Source organism: Mycobacterium sp. SMC-16 (genome assembly GCF_046250085.1).
Taxonomy (GTDB): Bacteria; Actinomycetota; Actinomycetes; order Mycobacteriales; family Mycobacteriaceae; genus Mycobacterium; species Mycobacterium phocaicum.
On sequence record NZ_CP176427.1, the window covers coordinates 396,113 to 412,564 of the forward strand.

General features: G+C 66.6%; 21 protein-coding genes. 9 read left to right on the forward strand and 12 right to left on the reverse strand.

Annotation, left to right across the window (positions count from 1 at the left end; translation table 11 throughout):
* Positions 1–39: 39 nt before the first annotated feature.
* Both ACJEIK_RS01780 and ACJEIK_RS01785 read right to left on the reverse strand, forming a co-directional pair.
* Entirely contained in the window at positions 40–903 is an 864-nt protein-coding gene (locus ACJEIK_RS01780; RefSeq protein WP_020103918.1) for an MT-A70 family methyltransferase, read from the reverse strand.
* A 79-nt stretch (positions 904–982) separates the two neighbouring features.
* Positions 983–1,723 (reverse strand): BglII/BstYI family type II restriction endonuclease, encoded by a 741-nt coding sequence (locus tag ACJEIK_RS01785; protein ID WP_409430933.1) that lies wholly within the window; start codon positions 1,721–1,723, stop codon positions 983–985.
* 268 nt (positions 1,724–1,991) lie between these two features.
* Here ACJEIK_RS01785 and ACJEIK_RS01790 point away from each other — a divergent pair, with 268 nt between their 5' ends.
* Both ACJEIK_RS01790 and ACJEIK_RS01795 read left to right on the forward strand, forming a co-directional pair.
* The gene (locus tag ACJEIK_RS01790) at positions 1,992–2,834 is read left to right on the forward strand and encodes an oxidoreductase (RefSeq protein WP_133428433.1); all 843 of its coding nucleotides are present in this window, start codon (positions 1,992–1,994) and stop codon (positions 2,832–2,834) included.
* Positions 2,824–3,438 carry a TetR/AcrR family transcriptional regulator gene (locus ACJEIK_RS01795; RefSeq protein ID WP_409430934.1) on the forward strand — a complete coding sequence of 205 codons (615 nt, stop codon included), beginning with the start codon at positions 2,824–2,826 and terminating at the stop codon, positions 3,436–3,438. The genes ACJEIK_RS01790 and ACJEIK_RS01795 overlap by 11 nt, the downstream gene beginning before the upstream one ends.
* On the opposite strand, the gene ACJEIK_RS01800 is transcribed toward ACJEIK_RS01795, so the two are convergent.
* Together ACJEIK_RS01800 and ACJEIK_RS01805 are read right to left on the reverse strand one after the other, a co-directional pair.
* The gene (locus ACJEIK_RS01800; RefSeq protein ID WP_133428432.1) at positions 3,435–3,890 is read right to left on the reverse strand and encodes an SRPBCC domain-containing protein; all 456 of its coding nucleotides are present in this window, start codon (positions 3,888–3,890) and stop codon (positions 3,435–3,437) included. The two genes, ACJEIK_RS01795 and ACJEIK_RS01800, sit on opposite strands and share 4 nt — an antisense overlap.
* Complete coding sequence (locus tag ACJEIK_RS01805; RefSeq protein WP_064860595.1) at positions 3,887–4,219, reverse strand: ArsR/SmtB family transcription factor; 333 nt, start codon at positions 4,217–4,219, stop codon at positions 3,887–3,889. Before ACJEIK_RS01805 ends, ACJEIK_RS01800 begins: the two co-directional genes overlap by 4 nt.
* Before the next feature lie 86 nt (positions 4,220–4,305).
* On the opposite strand from ACJEIK_RS01805, the gene ACJEIK_RS01810 reads away from it, so the two are divergent.
* Positions 4,306–5,064 (forward strand): DUF899 domain-containing protein, encoded by a 759-nt coding sequence (locus ACJEIK_RS01810; RefSeq protein ID WP_409430935.1) that lies wholly within the window; start codon positions 4,306–4,308, stop codon positions 5,062–5,064.
* On the forward strand, positions 5,054–5,710 hold the full coding sequence (locus ACJEIK_RS01815) for a maleylpyruvate isomerase family mycothiol-dependent enzyme (protein WP_205848945.1): 657 nt from the start codon (positions 5,054–5,056) through the stop codon (positions 5,708–5,710). Before ACJEIK_RS01810 ends, ACJEIK_RS01815 begins: the two co-directional genes overlap by 11 nt.
* Here the strand turns inward: ACJEIK_RS01815 and ACJEIK_RS01820 are convergent, their stop codons facing one another.
* The 4 genes from ACJEIK_RS01820 to ACJEIK_RS01835 form a co-directional block, all read right to left on the reverse strand.
* Positions 5,711–6,400, reverse strand: a complete 690-nt coding sequence (locus ACJEIK_RS01820) for a TetR/AcrR family transcriptional regulator (protein ID WP_409430936.1) — start codon at positions 6,398–6,400, stop codon at positions 5,711–5,713.
* Positions 6,393–7,484, reverse strand: a complete 1,092-nt coding sequence (locus ACJEIK_RS01825) for a TIGR03857 family LLM class F420-dependent oxidoreductase (protein WP_409430937.1) — start codon at positions 7,482–7,484, stop codon at positions 6,393–6,395. Before ACJEIK_RS01825 ends, ACJEIK_RS01820 begins: the two co-directional genes overlap by 8 nt.
* 68 nt (positions 7,485–7,552) lie before the next feature.
* Positions 7,553–7,816, reverse strand: a complete 264-nt coding sequence (locus tag ACJEIK_RS01830; RefSeq protein ID WP_318984704.1) for a hypothetical protein — start codon at positions 7,814–7,816, stop codon at positions 7,553–7,555.
* 83 nt (positions 7,817–7,899) lie between these two features.
* Entirely contained in the window at positions 7,900–8,523 is a 624-nt protein-coding gene (locus tag ACJEIK_RS01835) for a TetR/AcrR family transcriptional regulator (protein ID WP_409430938.1), read from the reverse strand.
* 62 nt (positions 8,524–8,585) lie between these two features.
* Here ACJEIK_RS01835 and ACJEIK_RS01840 point away from each other — a divergent pair, with 62 nt between their 5' ends.
* Positions 8,586–9,224, forward strand: coding sequence for an O-methyltransferase (locus ACJEIK_RS01840; RefSeq protein ID WP_409430939.1), 639 nt, complete (start codon positions 8,586–8,588; stop codon positions 9,222–9,224).
* A gap of 45 nt (positions 9,225–9,269) precedes the next feature.
* Here the strand turns inward: ACJEIK_RS01840 and ACJEIK_RS01845 are convergent, their stop codons facing one another.
* Positions 9,270–9,827 (reverse strand): sugar O-acetyltransferase, encoded by a 558-nt coding sequence (locus tag ACJEIK_RS01845; RefSeq protein WP_064859785.1) that lies wholly within the window; start codon positions 9,825–9,827, stop codon positions 9,270–9,272.
* A gap of 62 nt (positions 9,828–9,889) precedes the next feature.
* Here ACJEIK_RS01845 and ACJEIK_RS01850 point away from each other — a divergent pair, with 62 nt between their 5' ends.
* The gene (locus ACJEIK_RS01850; RefSeq protein ID WP_064859786.1) at positions 9,890–10,138 is read left to right on the forward strand and encodes a hypothetical protein; all 249 of its coding nucleotides are present in this window, start codon (positions 9,890–9,892) and stop codon (positions 10,136–10,138) included.
* A 44-nt stretch (positions 10,139–10,182) separates the two neighbouring features.
* Positions 10,183–10,632: a cupin domain-containing protein gene (locus ACJEIK_RS01855; protein WP_133428429.1), complete on the forward strand. Its 450-nt coding sequence runs from the start codon at positions 10,183–10,185 to the stop codon at positions 10,630–10,632.
* Positions 10,633–10,634: 2 nt separating this feature from the next.
* Here the strand turns inward: ACJEIK_RS01855 and ACJEIK_RS01860 are convergent, their stop codons facing one another.
* Positions 10,635–11,180: a pyridoxamine 5'-phosphate oxidase family protein gene (locus ACJEIK_RS01860; RefSeq protein WP_409430940.1), complete on the reverse strand. Its 546-nt coding sequence runs from the start codon at positions 11,178–11,180 to the stop codon at positions 10,635–10,637.
* Between the two features lie 73 nt (positions 11,181–11,253).
* Complete coding sequence (locus ACJEIK_RS01865) at positions 11,254–11,874, reverse strand: TetR/AcrR family transcriptional regulator (RefSeq protein WP_133428438.1); 621 nt, start codon at positions 11,872–11,874, stop codon at positions 11,254–11,256.
* A gap of 110 nt (positions 11,875–11,984) precedes the next feature.
* On the opposite strand from ACJEIK_RS01865, the gene ACJEIK_RS01870 reads away from it, so the two are divergent.
* Together ACJEIK_RS01870 and ACJEIK_RS01875 are read left to right on the forward strand one after the other, a co-directional pair.
* Positions 11,985–13,157 (forward strand): aromatic ring-hydroxylating oxygenase subunit alpha, encoded by a 1,173-nt coding sequence (locus ACJEIK_RS01870; RefSeq protein ID WP_064859789.1) that lies wholly within the window; start codon positions 11,985–11,987, stop codon positions 13,155–13,157.
* 74 nt (positions 13,158–13,231) lie between these two features.
* Positions 13,232–14,965, forward strand: coding sequence for an acyl-CoA dehydrogenase family protein (locus ACJEIK_RS01875; protein ID WP_133428427.1), 1,734 nt, complete (start codon positions 13,232–13,234; stop codon positions 14,963–14,965).
* Here ACJEIK_RS01875 and ACJEIK_RS01880 read toward each other — a convergent pair.
* On the reverse strand, positions 14,962–16,425 hold the full coding sequence (locus ACJEIK_RS01880; RefSeq protein ID WP_133428426.1) for a bifunctional phosphatase PAP2/diacylglycerol kinase family protein: 1,464 nt from the start codon (positions 16,423–16,425) through the stop codon (positions 14,962–14,964). The genes ACJEIK_RS01875 and ACJEIK_RS01880 overlap by 4 nt on opposite strands.
* Between the last annotated feature and the right edge of the window lie 27 nt (positions 16,426–16,452).

Genomic DNA, 16,452 nt, shown 5'->3' on the forward strand with positions numbered 1-16,452 from the left:
AACAACTGTCAATGGGCCCCGCTTCGGCGGGGCCCATTCTCATTGGGGCCCGCGCCCGCGGAACGTCGTGCCGGCCCGCTCCAGCAGCCCGCGCACCCGGGTGATGCCGTAGCCGGTCTCCTCGGCGAGCTGGCGGATGCTCTCGCCGTTCTCGTACCGGATGCGGAGTTCCTTGCCGATGCGTTCGGCCGTCGTCGGGTCCAGCCGGACGTGCTTGGTCACGGGCGGCACGTCGATCGCCCCACCGGCATAGCCCTTGTGCACCTGGCCGCGCGGCGTGACGTCGGCGGCCGACTCGTCGCCCCACGCGGTCCAGCCCGGCTGCGGATGCCGCGCGAACAGTTCCAGGTACGGACCGGGGGAGCAGGCCTCGATGAACCCGTACTGCTCGTCGGGCTTGCGGGAATGCTCGCGCTTGCGGGTCTCGATCATGTTGACCTGGCTGCGCGCGTGCGGCAGCGTGCGCATGCTGCCGCGTACCCCGAACAGGATGATCTCGGTGACGTTGCGGAAGTAGAAGCCGACACCGCGGCCGTCGGGCCCGCCGTCCTTGCGTCGCTTGGCCCAGATGACGTTGGAGACGTAGCGGTAGCCCCATGCCTCCATGACGCGCAGCCCCTCGGGCAGGAGCGCGTTGGGCACCCACAGGTACAGGTGCGAGTCGCGCGCGGCGACGGTGGACACCGGGATGTCGCAGATGGCGTCGAGGTCGAGGGTGGAGTAGCGGTCCAGGCGCCGGTGCTCGGGCGCGACCTTGCCGGTTCGGTTGGTGAAACGCCAAGGGGGATCGGCCAATACGGTCTTCCAGCCGCCGTCTACGGTGGGCAGCGGCGGCGGCGCGGCGATATCGCGCAGGGGGGCGGCCTTCGACTCGGCGCCGGCCTGGTCGCTGCGTTTCGCCACGGTGTCACTCCTACCTTCGAATTAGATCTTTTCGAACGGAGAAGATCTTCACGGAATCGTAGGCGATGGCACCGACAGGTCAGGCCTCCCAGAGGCCGATGTCGTCCGCGGGTTCCTGTTCGCCCCGATCCGGGGCGTGGTCGGCCCAGGTGCGGGCGCAGATCGCGACGGCCAGCAACGGGCAGCCGCCACTGTCACCGCGCTGCATCCGCGGCCGCAGCTTCTCGGTGTTGGTGGTGGTCGTGGTGGCCAGGATGCGACGGGCGCGCTCGTCGTCCATGCCGGCCTCGATGCCGAGCCGGTAGCCCAGGGTGCGCAGGTCGGTCTGGGTGCGGGTGATGATGACGGCGACGTCGATCAGCGCCGCGTCGTACAGCGCGCGGTAGGCGCTCAGGTCGCGATCGAGGTTGCCGTCCTTGGCGTTCCATTCCACGTCGAGGGCCAGCCGGTCGACGAAGTTGTCGACCTTGTAGCCCTCGTTGAAGACCTCGGTGTCTTCCAGCGTGGGGTGCGATTCACCGGCCGGCTTGTGCGGCATCTTGCGCAGTTCCAGGCGGATTCGCGTGTCGACGCGCGCCTCACGCCAGCCTTTGTTGCGGAAGGCGGTGTTGAGCCGGGCCGCGAGCTCGGTTTCCTGGCCGCCGGGCTGGACGAGATCGTCGGTGCGGAGCTGGAATTCGTGTAGCGCGGTGAGGAGCTCGTCGAACCGCTGCGGGTTGGTGGCGGACAGGATCGCCGCGGCGTTGCGGGTTTCGATGAACTCGTATCGGTCGCGGATGTGCGCCGGCAGCACGCGGGTGTACGAGTCCGTCAGATCCACGGGGCGACGGTAGCAGTGGACACGATGTGCGGTGGTATCGCGAGCCGGGCCCTACGCCGAACGTGGCCGTTGTTGGGGCGACCCGCGGCGAGGCATCACGACAGACGCCACGTTCGACGGAGCACCAGGCGGACGGGTGCTGGTCAGAGTCCCTCAGTTCGTCGGTTCATCGCTCGGAATAGATCGCGGGAGTCGGCCGTTGCATCGTGCGTCCATCAAAACTAAACTGATCGTACAGTTCAGTTGAGCCTCAAAGAGGGGTCACATCATGAGCGTTTGGTTCATCACCGGAGCGTCCCGCGGATTCGGCCTGGAGATCGCCCGCGAAGCGGTGTCCCGCGGTCACGACGTCGTCGCCACCGCCCGCGATGCCGCCGCCATCACCGCGGCCCTGTCCGACGCCGGCGAACATCTGCTGGCCGTCACGTTGGATGTCACCGATGAGACGCAGGCGCGTGCCGCCGCTCAAGCCGCGGTCGAGCGGTTCGGCCGCATCGATGTGCTGATCAACAACGCCGGTCGCGGCCTGTTGGGCGCGGTGGAAGAAGCCAGCGACGCCGAGGTGCGCGCGGTGTACGAGACCAACGTCTTCGGTCTGCTCACCGTGACCCGGGCCGTGACGCCGGTGCTGCGGGCGCAACGGTCCGGCACCGTCGTCAACATCTCCTCGCTCGGCGGCTTCGTCGGCTCGCCGGGGTGGGGCGTCTACGCATCGACCAAGTTCGCCGTCGAGGCGCTCTCGGAAGCGCTGCATGCCGAACTGAAACCGCTTGGCGTGCATGCGATGGTGGTCGAGCCCGGCTACTTCCGCACCGACTTCCTCGACTCGTCGAGCCTGCAGACGCAGCAGCACGTCATCGACGACTACGCCGACGGTCCCGCCGGTCAGATGCGCATCGCCGCCGGCGAGCGCAACCACGACCAGCCCGGCGATCCGGTGAAGGCGGCAAACGCGATCATCGACGTCGTCGAGTCGGAACAGCCTCCGGTCCGTCTGCAACTGGGTAAAGACACGATCGCCGCGGTCGAGGCCAAGATCGCCCACGTGCAGGCCGAAATGGCGCAGTGGCGCGCCGTCGCGGAATCCACGGACCATGACGATGTTGCCTGAGACCCGTTCCGGGGCGGACGAAACCACCTTCGTCCGCCCCACCGGCGCGCGCAGCGACCGCATCCACCAGGCCATCCTGGACGCGACATCGGAACTGCTCGATGAGGGCGGCTTCCCCGCTGCGACGGTCGACGCGATCGCCGCCCGGTCCGGCGCCAGCAAGGCCACCATCTACAAGCACTGGCCGTCGCGGACCGCGGTGGCCGCCGAGTCGTTCGGCGCCATGATGGCCCAGGCTCTACCGTTGCCCGATACCGGTAGTGCGGCAGGTGATCTCACTGAACAGGTCGTGCGTGTGTCGGCGTTCTATGCGAGTGCGCGCGGCGCGGTTTTCGCCCAGCTTCTCGCCGCCTGCGTCGACGATCCCGCCGGCGCAATGTATTTCCGCGACTACTTCCTCAGCGGCCGGCGTGCGGCGATCACCACGCTGTGGCAGCGGGCCGTGGATCGAGGCGAGGTCGACGCGCGCCTGGATGTCAACGACGTCATCGACATTCTGTTCGGGCCCTTGATCTTTCGCCGCATGACGGGTCACTGTGCGCTGACCGAGGAACATGCCCGCCGATTGGCCGAGACTGCGCTCCGCGGGCTGTCGATGTCTTAACCGCGGCCGCACCGAGAGCGCAGCACCGTCTCCAGCTGTTCGGCGGTGAGTGCCCAGCCGTTGTGGAAGTTGTCGCGCTCGTGAGCCGGAAGCAGCGAGTGCTCGATCTCCATCAGCGTCTCGCCCTCGCCGTGGGGTTCGAAGGTGACGTTGACGACGCTGGCCATCGTCGGGTCGGGCCAGTTCGAATTGCTCCACGTGAAACGCAGCAGGCGCGGGCGGTCGATCTCCAGGAAGTGCCCGATGATCAGCACGATGGTGCCGGTGGCGTCGTGATCGACGTCGAATTGCAGCTTGCCGCCGACGCGCGGCTCGACGGTGATGGCGACGCACCGGGACGGGCGTGGGCACATCCAGTCCGCCAGCGACTCGACATCGAGCCACTCGCCGAACACCACGTCGGGTACTGCCGGCATCACGCGCTGCACGCGCACGGTCACAGGTTCTGTCATTGGCCATTTCCTTTGCGACGCAACCGGTCTGCGAGAGCATCCGCCCGCACCGACCAGAAGTTGGACTGCTCGTTGATCCACTGCTGCGCCATGGTCAACCCCTCGGGGCGCAGGGACACCCACCGTTCCCGGCCGCGGACATCGCGTTGCACCAGGCCGGCCGATTCCAGCACGCCGATATGCCGGGAGACGCCGGCGAACGTCATCGGCAGCGGCGCAGCGAGGTCGGTGATGCGCGCATCGCCTTGGCGCAGCGTCTCCAGTAGCCGGCGGCGCGTCGGATCGGCCAGGGCGGCGTAAGCCCGGTCCAGCACCTGATCTTCAACCATCTTGTTGACTATAGCGACGGATCATGCTCTGCTGGAACACAGACATTCAACAAAATTGTTTAATGATTCTGTGGAGGAGGAACACCATGCAGAAACCTGACATCGTGTCCGCGGCCGAATGGGATGCCGCCTGGCAGAAGATGCTGGTCGCTGAGAAGGAATGGACCCGTCAACGCGACCAGTTGGCGGCGATGCGGCGCCGCATGCCGTGGACGCCGGTCACCAAGGACTACAGGTTCGTCGGCCCCGACGGTGAGCTGAGCCTGACCGACATGTTCGGTGGGCGAAGGCAACTCGTCATCTACCGCGCGTTCTTCGAGGAAGGGGTGCAGGGCTGGCCTGAGCATGCGTGCCGCGGTTGTTCGATGATCGCCGACAACGTCGGGCACGTCGCGCACCTCAACGCCCGCGATACCACCCTGGCGTTCGCCTCACGCGCGCCGCAACCCGACATCGCGCGGATGACGGCGCGGATGGGTTGGGAAATGCCCTGGTACACCATCACCGACGACTTCGACGTCGACTTCGGTGTCCACGAGTGGCACGGCACCAACGCCTTCATCCGCGACGGGGACACCGTCTACCGCACGTACTTCATCAACAACCGCGGTGACGAAGCACTGGGTACGTCGTGGAGCTATCTCGACATGACGGCGCTCGGTCGCCAGGAGACGTGGGAGGACTCCCCGCCCGGGTACCCGCAGGACCCGCCGTACGAATGGTGGGACTGGCACGACACCTACGGTGAGCATCAGCCGTCGCGCTGGTTCGGTGACCCTGACCCCAGCAAGCCGGACGATCCGCGTCCGCCGCGCAAGGAAGGGTGCGCCTCCTGTGAGCGATGAACCTGATCTCGCGAATCTCTACCGGCAGACGATGGACCGCATCACCGAATTGGTCAGTGCACCAGATGTTTCAGTGGACACCGCGGTTGCCGCCTGCCCCGGCTGGTCGGTGCGGGATGTGCTGGCCCATATGGCCGCCGTCGCGCAGGACTGGGCGGCGGGCCGACGGGCCGCGCCACCGAACGATGAGCAGACGGCGGCGCAGGTGGCCCGGTTCGACGGGCGTGGCCTGAACGACATCCTGACCGCGTGGGCCGAGGCGGCGACCGAAATCCCGCGGCTCGCTCGGGAGGGCATCGCGCCGCCGCTCGGCGACATCGTCGTTCACGAGCACGACATCCGTGACGCGCTCGGCCGGCCAGGCGCGCGGGATTCGGCTGCGCTGCAGCGTGTTTCCGATCAACTGCTGCGCATGCTGGTCACGCCCGCACCGGTGCGGGTCATCGTCGAGGACGGTGAGTACCGCTGCGGTCCGGACGGGAACTCCGTGATCGATCTGAAGACCACGCGATTCGAAGCTGTCCGCTGGCGCACGGGCCGACGCAGCCGCAGTCAGATGGCCACCATGGCCTGGTCCGGTGATCCGGGGCCGGTGCTCGACTCCCTCTACATGTTCGGACCCGCAGCCGCCGATCTCATCGAGTGACTACGGCCGCGGCTGACTCAACAATGCGACGACGGCATCGGTCAGCGCCGCGCGGGCGACGTCGAGGTCGGAGGTGAAACCGATCTGCCGTTCGTTGCTGAGACCACGGATCGCGGCGGGAAGCAGGCACCGCACTCGGTGCAGCTGTTCGGGGTCGACGTCGAGCCCCTCCATCAGATAATCGAAACCCTGAATCCAGTCGAGTTCGCGGGCGGCGAAAGCTGCTGCGGTGCGTGGATATTCGGCGGCGATGTCGGAGCGTCGCGCCGGCAGTGACGTGCGCAGCGCGGTCAGGGCCCGGCCCTCGGTGGTATCCAGGTAGCGCCAGACGGATTCGATGGCCCCTTCCACCCGGTCCCGTAGGCTGCCGCTGCGCGGCGTGTCCGGTCCGGAAGACCAACTCCGTGAGTGGATTTCGGTGATGACCGCGACCCAGAGCCCGTCCAGGTCAGCAAACTGGTGCTGCACCGTGCCCCAGGTGACGCCGGCATCCTTGGCGATACGGTTGGCCGACACGGGCTCGCCACCGCTGTCGGCGAGGCAGCGGATGGCGACGTCGAGCAGGCGGGCCCTGGTTTCCAGGCCACGCTTGTTCAGCTTGGTGCCGGCACCCGACTCCGTGACGACGGCCTGCCACTGCTCCCGGGCAAGGGCGGCCTGCGGGGAGTCCCGGGCGGCGGGCTCAGGCAAATCGGCCCGGATTCGCCGCGACGGCCCGGTGCAGCGTCGGCCGGTCGGCGCGGTATGCCTCGACCACGGGCGCCAGTTCATGCGGGCTGGCGCCGTGCATGATCACCGAGTGCACGCCCAGATCATACTGGCGGGCAATGGTTTTCGCGCAGTCCTGCGGTGAGCCCTTGGCGACCGCGTCCAGCCATTCGGTGGGGATCAGCTCGGCGATCCGCTGCAGCGTCTCGAACGAAGCGCTGGCATCGATGGGTCCGGCGGTCGCCGCATCGGTGAACAGGTCGGACTGCCGGATGCGATCCCACGTCGTCCGATCCCAGCCGTTGGCCGAGACCAGGACATCCGGATATGCCTGCAGGTAGGTCGCAAGCCGGCCGACGCCACGCCGGATCCGGTCGTCCTCGGACAACGCGTCGGGCACTGTGGCCAGACAGGCCCAGATGCGGACGCTGTCGGGGTCGCGGCCGGCCTTCTCGGCGCCCCGGCGCACCGCCGCGACCGACTTCTCCGTCGCCTCGTCGGAGAAGAACGTATGCAGCACAACGAAATCGGCGATCTCGCCGGCGAGCTCCATGGTCTTGGGGCCTACCGCGACCAGGCCGATCGGCGGACCGTCCGCCAGACCGTTGACGTGGCGCAGCATGGGCCACTTACCGGCCGGGCCGTCGTGATCGAGGATCATCTCGCCGGCCCAGAGCCGGCGCAGGATGCCGAAGAAGTCACGCAACCGCGCCTCAGTGACGACGGGCAGGCCGATCGCCTGCCAGTATGGCCCCATCCCGCGGCCGAACGCCATGGCGAACCGGCCCTCGGTCATGGCGTGCATCGTCGACCCGATGGTCGCGGTGACGGTGGGGTGTCGCGTGTGGTGATTGGTCGACGGCGCGATGCCCAGGGTCGTGCTGGCACCCGCCACCGCGCCGCTGAGCACCCCGGCGTCCTTCATCGTGAAGCGCTCACCGATGTGGCACGAGCCCAAACCGAGCGCTTCGGCGTCCCGAGCCTCGGGCAGCACCACCCGGGCGTCCGCGGGATGCCGGGTGACGGCGTAGTAGCCGAGCTCGTTGAGCTGGTCCTGCGTGCTCATGGGTGCGCCTTTCATCGGAGACGCTTAGCACTGTTAACCATCTGGGGAGCAATTGTCAATGAGGGTTCTCAATAACTTGGGGCATCCGCCGATGTGCCCGCCGCATCGATGCTCGGGAACCTGGCGTGTAGGCGATCGATCAGGAACCGGGCCTCATCGAGGTCGCGCCGGAGCTCCCGGGCACGCCGGCGCATGGACCGCGCCCGCTCCGACCATGCGGTCGCATCGGGCAGCGACTCAACCCGGGCAAGTCGGGAGGCGAGGTCCCAGGCATGCCTGCGCAGCTCTGCGCGCAGCGCTCGGGCCTGTGCCACATCGGCGTCTTCGGTCACGCCGCTCATATTTACACGACGGTCAATTGGGTGCATGGCCAATTGGTTAGTTCGGCTTCGAATCGTGTCCTGGAGCGCGCGGATCACGCAGGGTTGGGGGACACCTTCTTGTGGCTTGATATCGACACCGTCAGGACGATGTCGACGATGGCGTCGAGGAACGTGTCGTCTATCGGTTCGCCCGTCACGATCACCCGATGGTGAATCGGGCCGACGAGCCACTCGGCCAGTGCGGCCACGTCGGTATCGGGGGGCAGCTCGTTGCGTTCGATCGCGCGAAGGAACGGTTTCTGGTCGCGAGTGCGCTGGTCGTCGAGGTAGCGGGAACGAAATGTCCGCGCCAATTCCGAATCGTGCTGGGCTTGTCCGATGAGCGCGCGGTAGACGACGCCCGCGTCGTCAGTGGTGAGGAAGTGCGCGGTGGCGCGCAGATGTGCGCGCAGATCGGAGCCCAGGTGGCCGGTATCGGGTGGCTCCAAGGCTGCGGCGGCATCTTCGAGGAACGCGTCCATGAGGACTTCCGTCTTGGAGCTCCACCAGCGATAGACGGTCTGCTTGGCGACCCCTGCCGCTTTGGCGATGCCTTCGATGGTGACGCCGGAAAAGCCCTTTTCGGCCAGCAGGTCATCAGCGGCGCGCAGGATGGCCTCCCGCGCAGCTTCGCTGCGACCGTGCCGGTTCCCGTGGTGTGGTTGCGCACCTGCCATGGCTCGATTGAACACCATCGTAGACCTACGGTAGACGCAACGGTGCGTCTACCGTAGGTCGCATGACCACAACTTTGAACCGACCGGAATACGCCGCGATCATCGATCGCCTGTTCGCCGATGCGCAGCTGGATGACCAACGGCGGCAAGGGCTTTCACCCGTCGACTACGACATTGCCGAACGTGCCGACATCTGCCAGGACTTCTACCTCTCGGTGGCTCCTGATTCGGGCCGGCTGCTTTACAGCCTGGTTCGCGCGCTGAAGCCCTCGACCATCGTGGAGTACGGGATGTCCTATGGCATCTCGACCCTGCACCTGGCTGCGGCAGTCCGGGACAACGGGGCCGGGCGGATCATCACCACGGAGATGAGTTCGCAGAAGATATCGGCCGCCCGCGCGACGTTCGCCGAGGCGGGAGTTGCTGATTTGATCACGATCCTCGAAGGGGACGCCCGCGAAACCCTGGAGACCGTCACGGGCCCAGTGCAATTCGTGCTGCTCGACGGCTGGCCCGATCTGGACTTGCCGGTGCTGAAGATCCTGGAGCCGGTGTTGGCGCCGGGCGCACTGATTCTCGGCGACAACGTCAGGCTCGACCCTGAACACGTCTACCGCGACTACGTCAACGCGCCGGCGAGCGGGTACGTCAGTGTCCCGATTCCCCTCGACAAGGGTATGGAATTGACCGTTCGGGTGTAGCAACGTGCCTGCCGCCGCGGCGAACCGTTTGACGTCCACCCCGACCTACAGCGCGCGGATCACCCGGGCCGGGGAGCCGACGGCCAGCACGCGCGGCGGCAGGTCGCGAGTGACAACCGAACCCGCACCTACGACGGTGTCGGCGCCGATCGTGATGCCGGGGCGCACGATGACGCCGCCGCCCAGCCACACGTTGTCGCCGATCGTGATCGGCTCGGCCGCTTCCCACTTGTCTCGGCGGGGGCCAGGCTCCAATGGGTGCGTGGCCGTCAACAACTGCACGTTGGGGCCGATCTGGACGTCGTCACCGATGGTGATCCGCGCGACGTCGAGCAGGATGAGCCCCCAGTTCGCGAACGTGCGTGCACCGATGGTGGTTTGGTAACCGTAGTCGCACTGCAGGGGCGGACGGATCTCACTCCCGTCGCCGAACGCGCCGAGGAGTTCGCGGAGCAATCGGTTTCGTTCCCCGATGTCGGTGGGGTCGAGCGCGTTGATCCGGTGGGTGAGCTGCTGCGCACGCTTCGAGTCGCGGATCAGTTCGGGGTCATCGGCGAGGTACAGGTCACCGGCGAGCATACGGTCGCGCATTGAACGAGCCATGACACCACGTTAGGTGCGTCCGGCTACATGAACCTTTTTGACGGCTGATTCGTTCAATTGATATGAGCATCATCGACTTCCGCCGCCGGCGCCCCACCGCGCCGACATTCGTGGTGGTCGACCGTCTGCACGGCCGGCGTGCCGAAGAGGTACCCGGGGAACAGATCGCCGCCACGGTGTCGTCGTGGCTCGCCGAAATGGGCGTGGAGAGCCCGCTGATCGATGCGCTGGAATCGGCCGCACAGAGTCAGGATTGGCCGACCGTCTATGCGCTCGGGGAGCGGCTGTCGGTCGACGTCATGGTCGCTTAGCTGAAATCGGCCCGCAGTCGTCCGCCGTCGCGCACAGTGGGTGCATGACAAAGTTGCGCATCGGGAATGCCTGTGCCGCACTCGGCTTGGCGATGTTGTCGGCGCCCGTCGCGGCGGCGACGCCGCCCGAGGGTGACGTCGTGCGGACCGACCTGGCGCGCGGCGACACCACGGCACCGGTTGAGATCGTCACCGGCGGCGCACCGTCGACCCTGATCGTGCAGGGCTTGAAACTGGCCCCGGGCGCGAGCAGTGGCTGGCACACCCATCCCGGGACCGAGTATTCGGCGATCAACACCGGTGGTGTCGTGCTGCAGACCGCCGACAACTGCGCGGGGGCCGAATTCGGCAGTGGCCAAGCAGTTTTCATTCCGGCCGGCGTACCGCACCGGGTTGCCAACGAGGACGCCGGTGCCGCCGAAATCGTCGTCACCTACACGGTGCCGGCGGACGTACCGCTGCGGATGGATGCCCCCGACGCCTGCGCCGGCTGAGGTCAGCCCAACGCCAGCTTCGTCGGCGCGCCGTCGATGCTCGACAGGTTCTTCTGCTGCCAGTACTCGGCGACGCCCTCGGCCCCCTTCTTCTCGGCCCAGGTGTCGAGCAGGACGCGCTCGGACTCGACCGACGTGAGGGGCACCCCGAAACCGCATGAGGTTTGGACGATGTCCACGCTCAGGTCATAGATCTGACGAGAGCTGATGTGGGGTGGGAACTGGCGGTAGAGCTCGTCCCAGTCCGCATCGCCGGGTGCGACCTCGCGGGCGGTGCCGTACAGGCGCAAGATCATGGGTTCGCGGTCGAACGAGCAGAACATCAACGTCATCCGCGGGTTGTCGAGCAGATGCGCCGACGTCTCGTTCCCGCTGCCGGTCAGGTTCAGCCAGGCCACGCGATGCGGCCCGAGGACGCGTAGCGAGTCCAACCCCTTCGGGGAGAGGTTCACCCGGCCGTCGCGCGCCGCCGTCGCCACGAAGTACATGCTCTGCGCGGCGATGAAGGTGCGGAACCGATCGTTGATCTCCGGGAACTGCTTGGCCATGTGGGCATGCTTGCACGCCGGAGAGGCCGCGGGCGAGCGAGTTTCAGATGCCGGGACGGCCAGCGGTCCTCGGCTACGGAGCTGTGTTGGCGGCTGAGTCGTGATGCATCTGGACCGCGGGCGCGACCCAGCGGCGGAGGAAGGCCCGTAGCTCCGCGCCGTGTCGATCGGGACCGCCGGGATCCAGGATGAACGACTGCAGGGTGCGCAGCATGAACTCGACGAGTTCGTCGAGTTGCCGGCCGCTGAATCCGGCTGCGGGCCAATCGACTTGGAAACGTTCGAGGATCGATCGACCGAATGAGATCGCCGTCTCGGAGGTGACGCCCGCAGCGAACGCGCTCGCCCTGCCGGGCTGCATGACCAAGCTCAGGTAGCGGTCGTTCGGGAGCTGTTCCAAGGTGTAGGCGATGCCTTCGATCACGGCGTCGGTGGGGTCCGTGATCGACTGCAGGTCGTCGGCCAAGCGGTCCAGGAAACCTTCGACTGCCGACAAGGCGGTGCCCGCCATCAGTGCGTCGAGCGTCGGGAAATAGCGATACACGGTCTGCCGGGTGACCCCGAGTTCACTGGCCACATCGGACACGCTCACCGAACCGCGCGCGTCGATCGATGAGCGCGCGGCACTGACGATGCGGCGAACCGCCTCCTCGTCGTCGACGGGGATGTCACCAGACCAGCCATGTCTGCGCATCACCGCATACTTCCATCCCGCTGCGATACGGAGGGCGCCACCAACTCTTGACCATACATAGCACCACTGATGTATGGTCCGAATATTCCCGAACGTGAAATGAGGTCAGCATGACGGCGATCGCCGAAGGACCGGTCAGCAATCAGGACGTGGAACTGACCAGGCGCGCCTTGCGTCACGCCGTCGACAAGACGACGGACATGGCCGACCGTGAGCTGCGGGTACCGCTGCACTACTACCGCGATCCGAAGATCACCGAGATCGAGGAGTCGCAGGTGCTGCGCCGCGTTCCGCTGGCGATCCTGCCGTCGGCCCAAATCCCCAACGTCAACGACTATGTCGTGCGCTCGGTGCTGGGTGATTCGCTACTGGTGACCCGCGACCGTGACGGCATCAGTCACGTGTTGCTCAACTACTGCCGGCATCGCGGCGCGAAGCCGGCCTGCGGGGCCGGTAACGCGGCCCGGTTCACGTGCCCGTACCACGCGTGGAGCTACAAGAACACCGGCGAACTGTTCACCGTTCCCGGCAAGGCGGGATTCGATTCGATGAACAAGGCCGACTACGGACTGGTCGAGCTGCCGAGTCAGGAACGGCATGGCTTCATCTGGGCCGTGCTGACTGCCGGCGCCGACATCGACGTCGATGGCCATCTCGGGGCGATCGGGCCGGAACTCAAGCTGATGAACTACGCCTCGTACGGCTATCACACGGAGAAGGAGTTCCAGTCCCAGGTGTCGTGGAAGGGTGCCCTGGAAGCGTTCGCCGAGGGCTATCACTTCCCATTTGTCCACGGCGAGAGCGTGATCGGGCAGAACACCCTGTCCAACACCGGGGTTTACGACGAGTATGGCAAGCACCATCGCATCGGCTTCCCCTTCAACTGGGTCGCCAATCTCGCGGACGACCCGACGGGGTCGTGGGACCCGCACCAGAACATGGGCGTCATCTACTGGATCTATCCCAACCTCATCCTGGCGAACAGCCCGATCGGGGTGGAGATCATCGACATCCTGCCGGCCGGCGCACCGACCCGATGCTCGGTGCGGCACAGTTGGATGGGACGGGTGCCGGCCACCGACGACGAGATGCGTGCGGTCTATGACCAGGTGTACGACAACGTCCACGCCGCAGTTGTCGACGAGGACTTCGCCATGCTGCCTCAGTGCGGCGAAGGTGTCAGGCGCGGCCAGCACGACCACATGATCATCGGCCGCAACGAGATTGGTGTGCAGCACATGATCAGGGTGTTCGCCGATGAGCTCGGTGTGGCGCTCGGATAAGTACGCGCAATCCGCCGTCCTGCGCGCTTCCGAGCGCTAGATTCGGTGCCAAACCCGGACCGAAGAAGGTGCCCATGCCGAACTCTCGCGGCCTGCTGCTCAACCCGAACGACTTCGACCCCCAGAAATTCGACCCCGAGACGCGGCGTCAGCTACGGGCGCTGATCGAGTGGTTCGAGGATCGCGGCAAAGTGCGCTTGCTGCGCGACGACCTGGATGCGACGTGGGTCGCCGACTTTCTCGAATTCATCAAGCGGGAGCGCGTTTTCGCGACGTTCCTGACGCCGTCCGAGTTCGCCGACGGTGACTCGAACAAGCGCTGGGACACCTCACGCAACGCCGTGCTGAGCGAGATTCTCGGGTTCTACGGGCTCGCGTACTGGTACGCCGAACAGGTCACCATCCTCGGCCTCGGCCCCATCTGGCAGAGCGACAACATCAAGGCCAAGGAGCGGGCTGCCGCGCAGCTCGAGGCCGGCGGCGTCATGGCGTTCGCCCTGTCCGAGCGTGAGCACGGCGCCGACATCTACAACACCGACATGCTGCTGACACCGACCACCGACGAGGGGGTGGTGTTCCGGGCATCGGGGGAGAAGTACTACATCGGCAACGGCAACGTGGCGGGCATGGTGTCGGTGTTCTCGCGCCGCACCGACGTCGACGGACCCGAGGGCTACGTCTGGTTCGTCGCGGACAGCGGCCATGAGAACTACGAACTGATCGACAACGTCGTGCACGGCCAGATGTTCGTCAGCACCTTCCGGCTCAACGACTATCCCGTGCACGAGGAAGACATTCTCTGCACCGGTCCCGAGGCGTTCTCGGCGGCGCTCAACACCGTCAACGTCGGCAAGTTCAACCTGTGCAGCGGCTCGATCGGGATGTGCGAGCACGCGTTCTACGAGGCGATCACGCACGCCAACAACCGGATTCTCTACGGCAACCCCGTCACCGACTTCCCGCACGTGCGTGCGTCATTCGTCGACGTCTACGCCCGGTTGATCGCGATGAAGCTGTTCAGCGACCGCGCCATCGACTACTTCCGCAGCGCCGGCCTCGAAGACCGCCGCTACCTGCTGTTCAACCCCGTGACCAAGTCGAAGGTCACCTCCGAGGGTGAACGGGTCATCACCCTGCTGTGGGATGTGCTGGCCGCCAAGGGGTTTGAGAAGAACACCTACTTCAACGAGGTCAACCGGCTGATCGGCGCGCTGCCCCGGCTCGAGGGCACGGTGCACGTCAACGTCGCGCAGATCCTGAAGTTCATGCCGAACTACATGTTCAACCCGGCGAGCTACCCCGAGATCGGCACCCGCGACGACGCGGCCGACGACGTCTTCTTCTGGGCACAGGGGCCCGCGCGAGGCGCATCGAAAGTGCAGTTCGCGGACTGGGCGCCGGTCTACGAGCGGAACCTCGAGGTCCCGAACGTGGCTCGCTTCTACGAACAGGTGCAGGCCTTCAAGGACCTGTTGCTGACCGCGGCACCCGACGCCGACCAGCAGCGCGACCTCGACTTCGTTCTCGTCGTCGGGCACCTGTTCACGCTCGTCGTCTACGGACAGTTGATCCTCGAGCAGGCCGAACTGACCGGGCTCGACCACGACCTGCTGGATCAGATCTTCGACTTCCAGATCCGTGACTTCTCGTCGTATGCCGTTGCGCTGCACGGCAAGCCGAGCTCGACGGTGGCGCAACAGGAGTGGGCGTTGTCGGCGATCCGCAAGCCGGTTGCCGACGTGGGACGGTTCGACCGGGTCTGGGAACAGGTGGCGGCCTACGACGGTGCTTACGAGATGCGGCCTTAAGGCAGCGGGCGGAACACTGGCAGCGCCCGGTACCGCACGGTGAAGCTGGCCTCGCTGAGCGCCTCACCGACCTCGCCGTCGTAGGCGACGGTGGTCGGTCCGTCGACGGCGGTGAAGCGGAACTCCGGCACCTGCAGCTCGTGATACAGGGGGCTGCGCTCGAGCCGTCCCAAGAGGACGGCTGTCGCGATGCGCAGCCGGCTGAACCGTCGCCCGGTTTCCAGGATGCGCACGTCGATCAGGCCGTCGTCGAGGCGCGGCCGCACCGACGGGGCGAACCCGGACGGGAAGTACGTCGAGTTGCCGAGGAAGAAGAGTTCGGTCTCAAGTGTCTTGTCGTCGTAGTTGATTCGCACGGGCGCTTCCTTGCGCAACGTCAGGTACAGCGCGTACATCCCGGCCAGGCGTTTGCCCATCCGGCGCTCGAGCTTCTCGCGCGTCCGCACGTAGTTCGGGTAGGCGCCGATGCTGGCGGTGTTGATCACCATGCGTTTCTCGTTGAGGCACACCAGATCTACGTAGGCCGCGGAGCCTTGGGCGATCGCCTCGACGGTTCGGGCCACCGAATCACAGCCGATGTCCTTGGCGAAATGGTTGAACGTGCCGCCCGGGAACACCGCCAGCGGCACACCCTTCTCGACGGCGATGGCCGCCGCGCATGCCACCGTCCCGTCGCCGCCACCGACCGCGAGAACGTCGGCGCGTTCGGCCGTCTGCCGCAACACCGCCTCGATGTCGTCGTCGTCGCCGAGCTCGACGATCTCCATGCGCGGCAATGCTTTTCGGGCCGCATCGATGATCCGTTGGCCCGTCCCGTCAGCGGAGGCCGGGTTGATCACCAGCGCCACGCCTTCGCCCTCTGGCCGGGGCTCGGTCCGGTACCGCAGTGGATCCGACGTCGGCAGCGTGGTGGCCGGAATGGTCGGGACGATGCCGGCGCCCAGGACGGCGATCGCGGCACCGATGCCGAAGCCGGCGAACACGTCGCCGGGGTAGTGCGCTCCGGTGGCCACCCGCGACAGCCCGACCAGTCCGGCGAGCAGCGCCAGCGGCAGACCGGCCGGCGCGGATTCGAGGCCGACGCCCACGGCGAACGCTGCGGCGCTCGCGGAGTGTCCTGATGGGAGGGAATTGGAGGTGGGCACGCGCTTGCTCCGCCGGACAAGCGGGATGAGGGTGCGGTCCGGGCGCGGCCGGACCCAGATTCGTTTGGCGAGCTGGTTGGTGACCAGGCTGGTGACCGCGAGGCTGACGACGCCGCGTGCGGCGCCGCGGCGTACTGACTGGCTGCCGAACGCACCCATGCCGGCGGCGATGGCGAACCACAGCTTGGAATGGTCGGCAGCCCTGGTCAGCCGCGGCATCGCGGCGTCCAGCAGCGGGCTCGGTGACTCGGCGACCGCCTCGAAGACCTCTCGGTCCAGACTGCCCAGGCCCTTGCCGATCGCGCGCACATCCATGGGGCCCAAAGTATCCGTTGTGGCGGA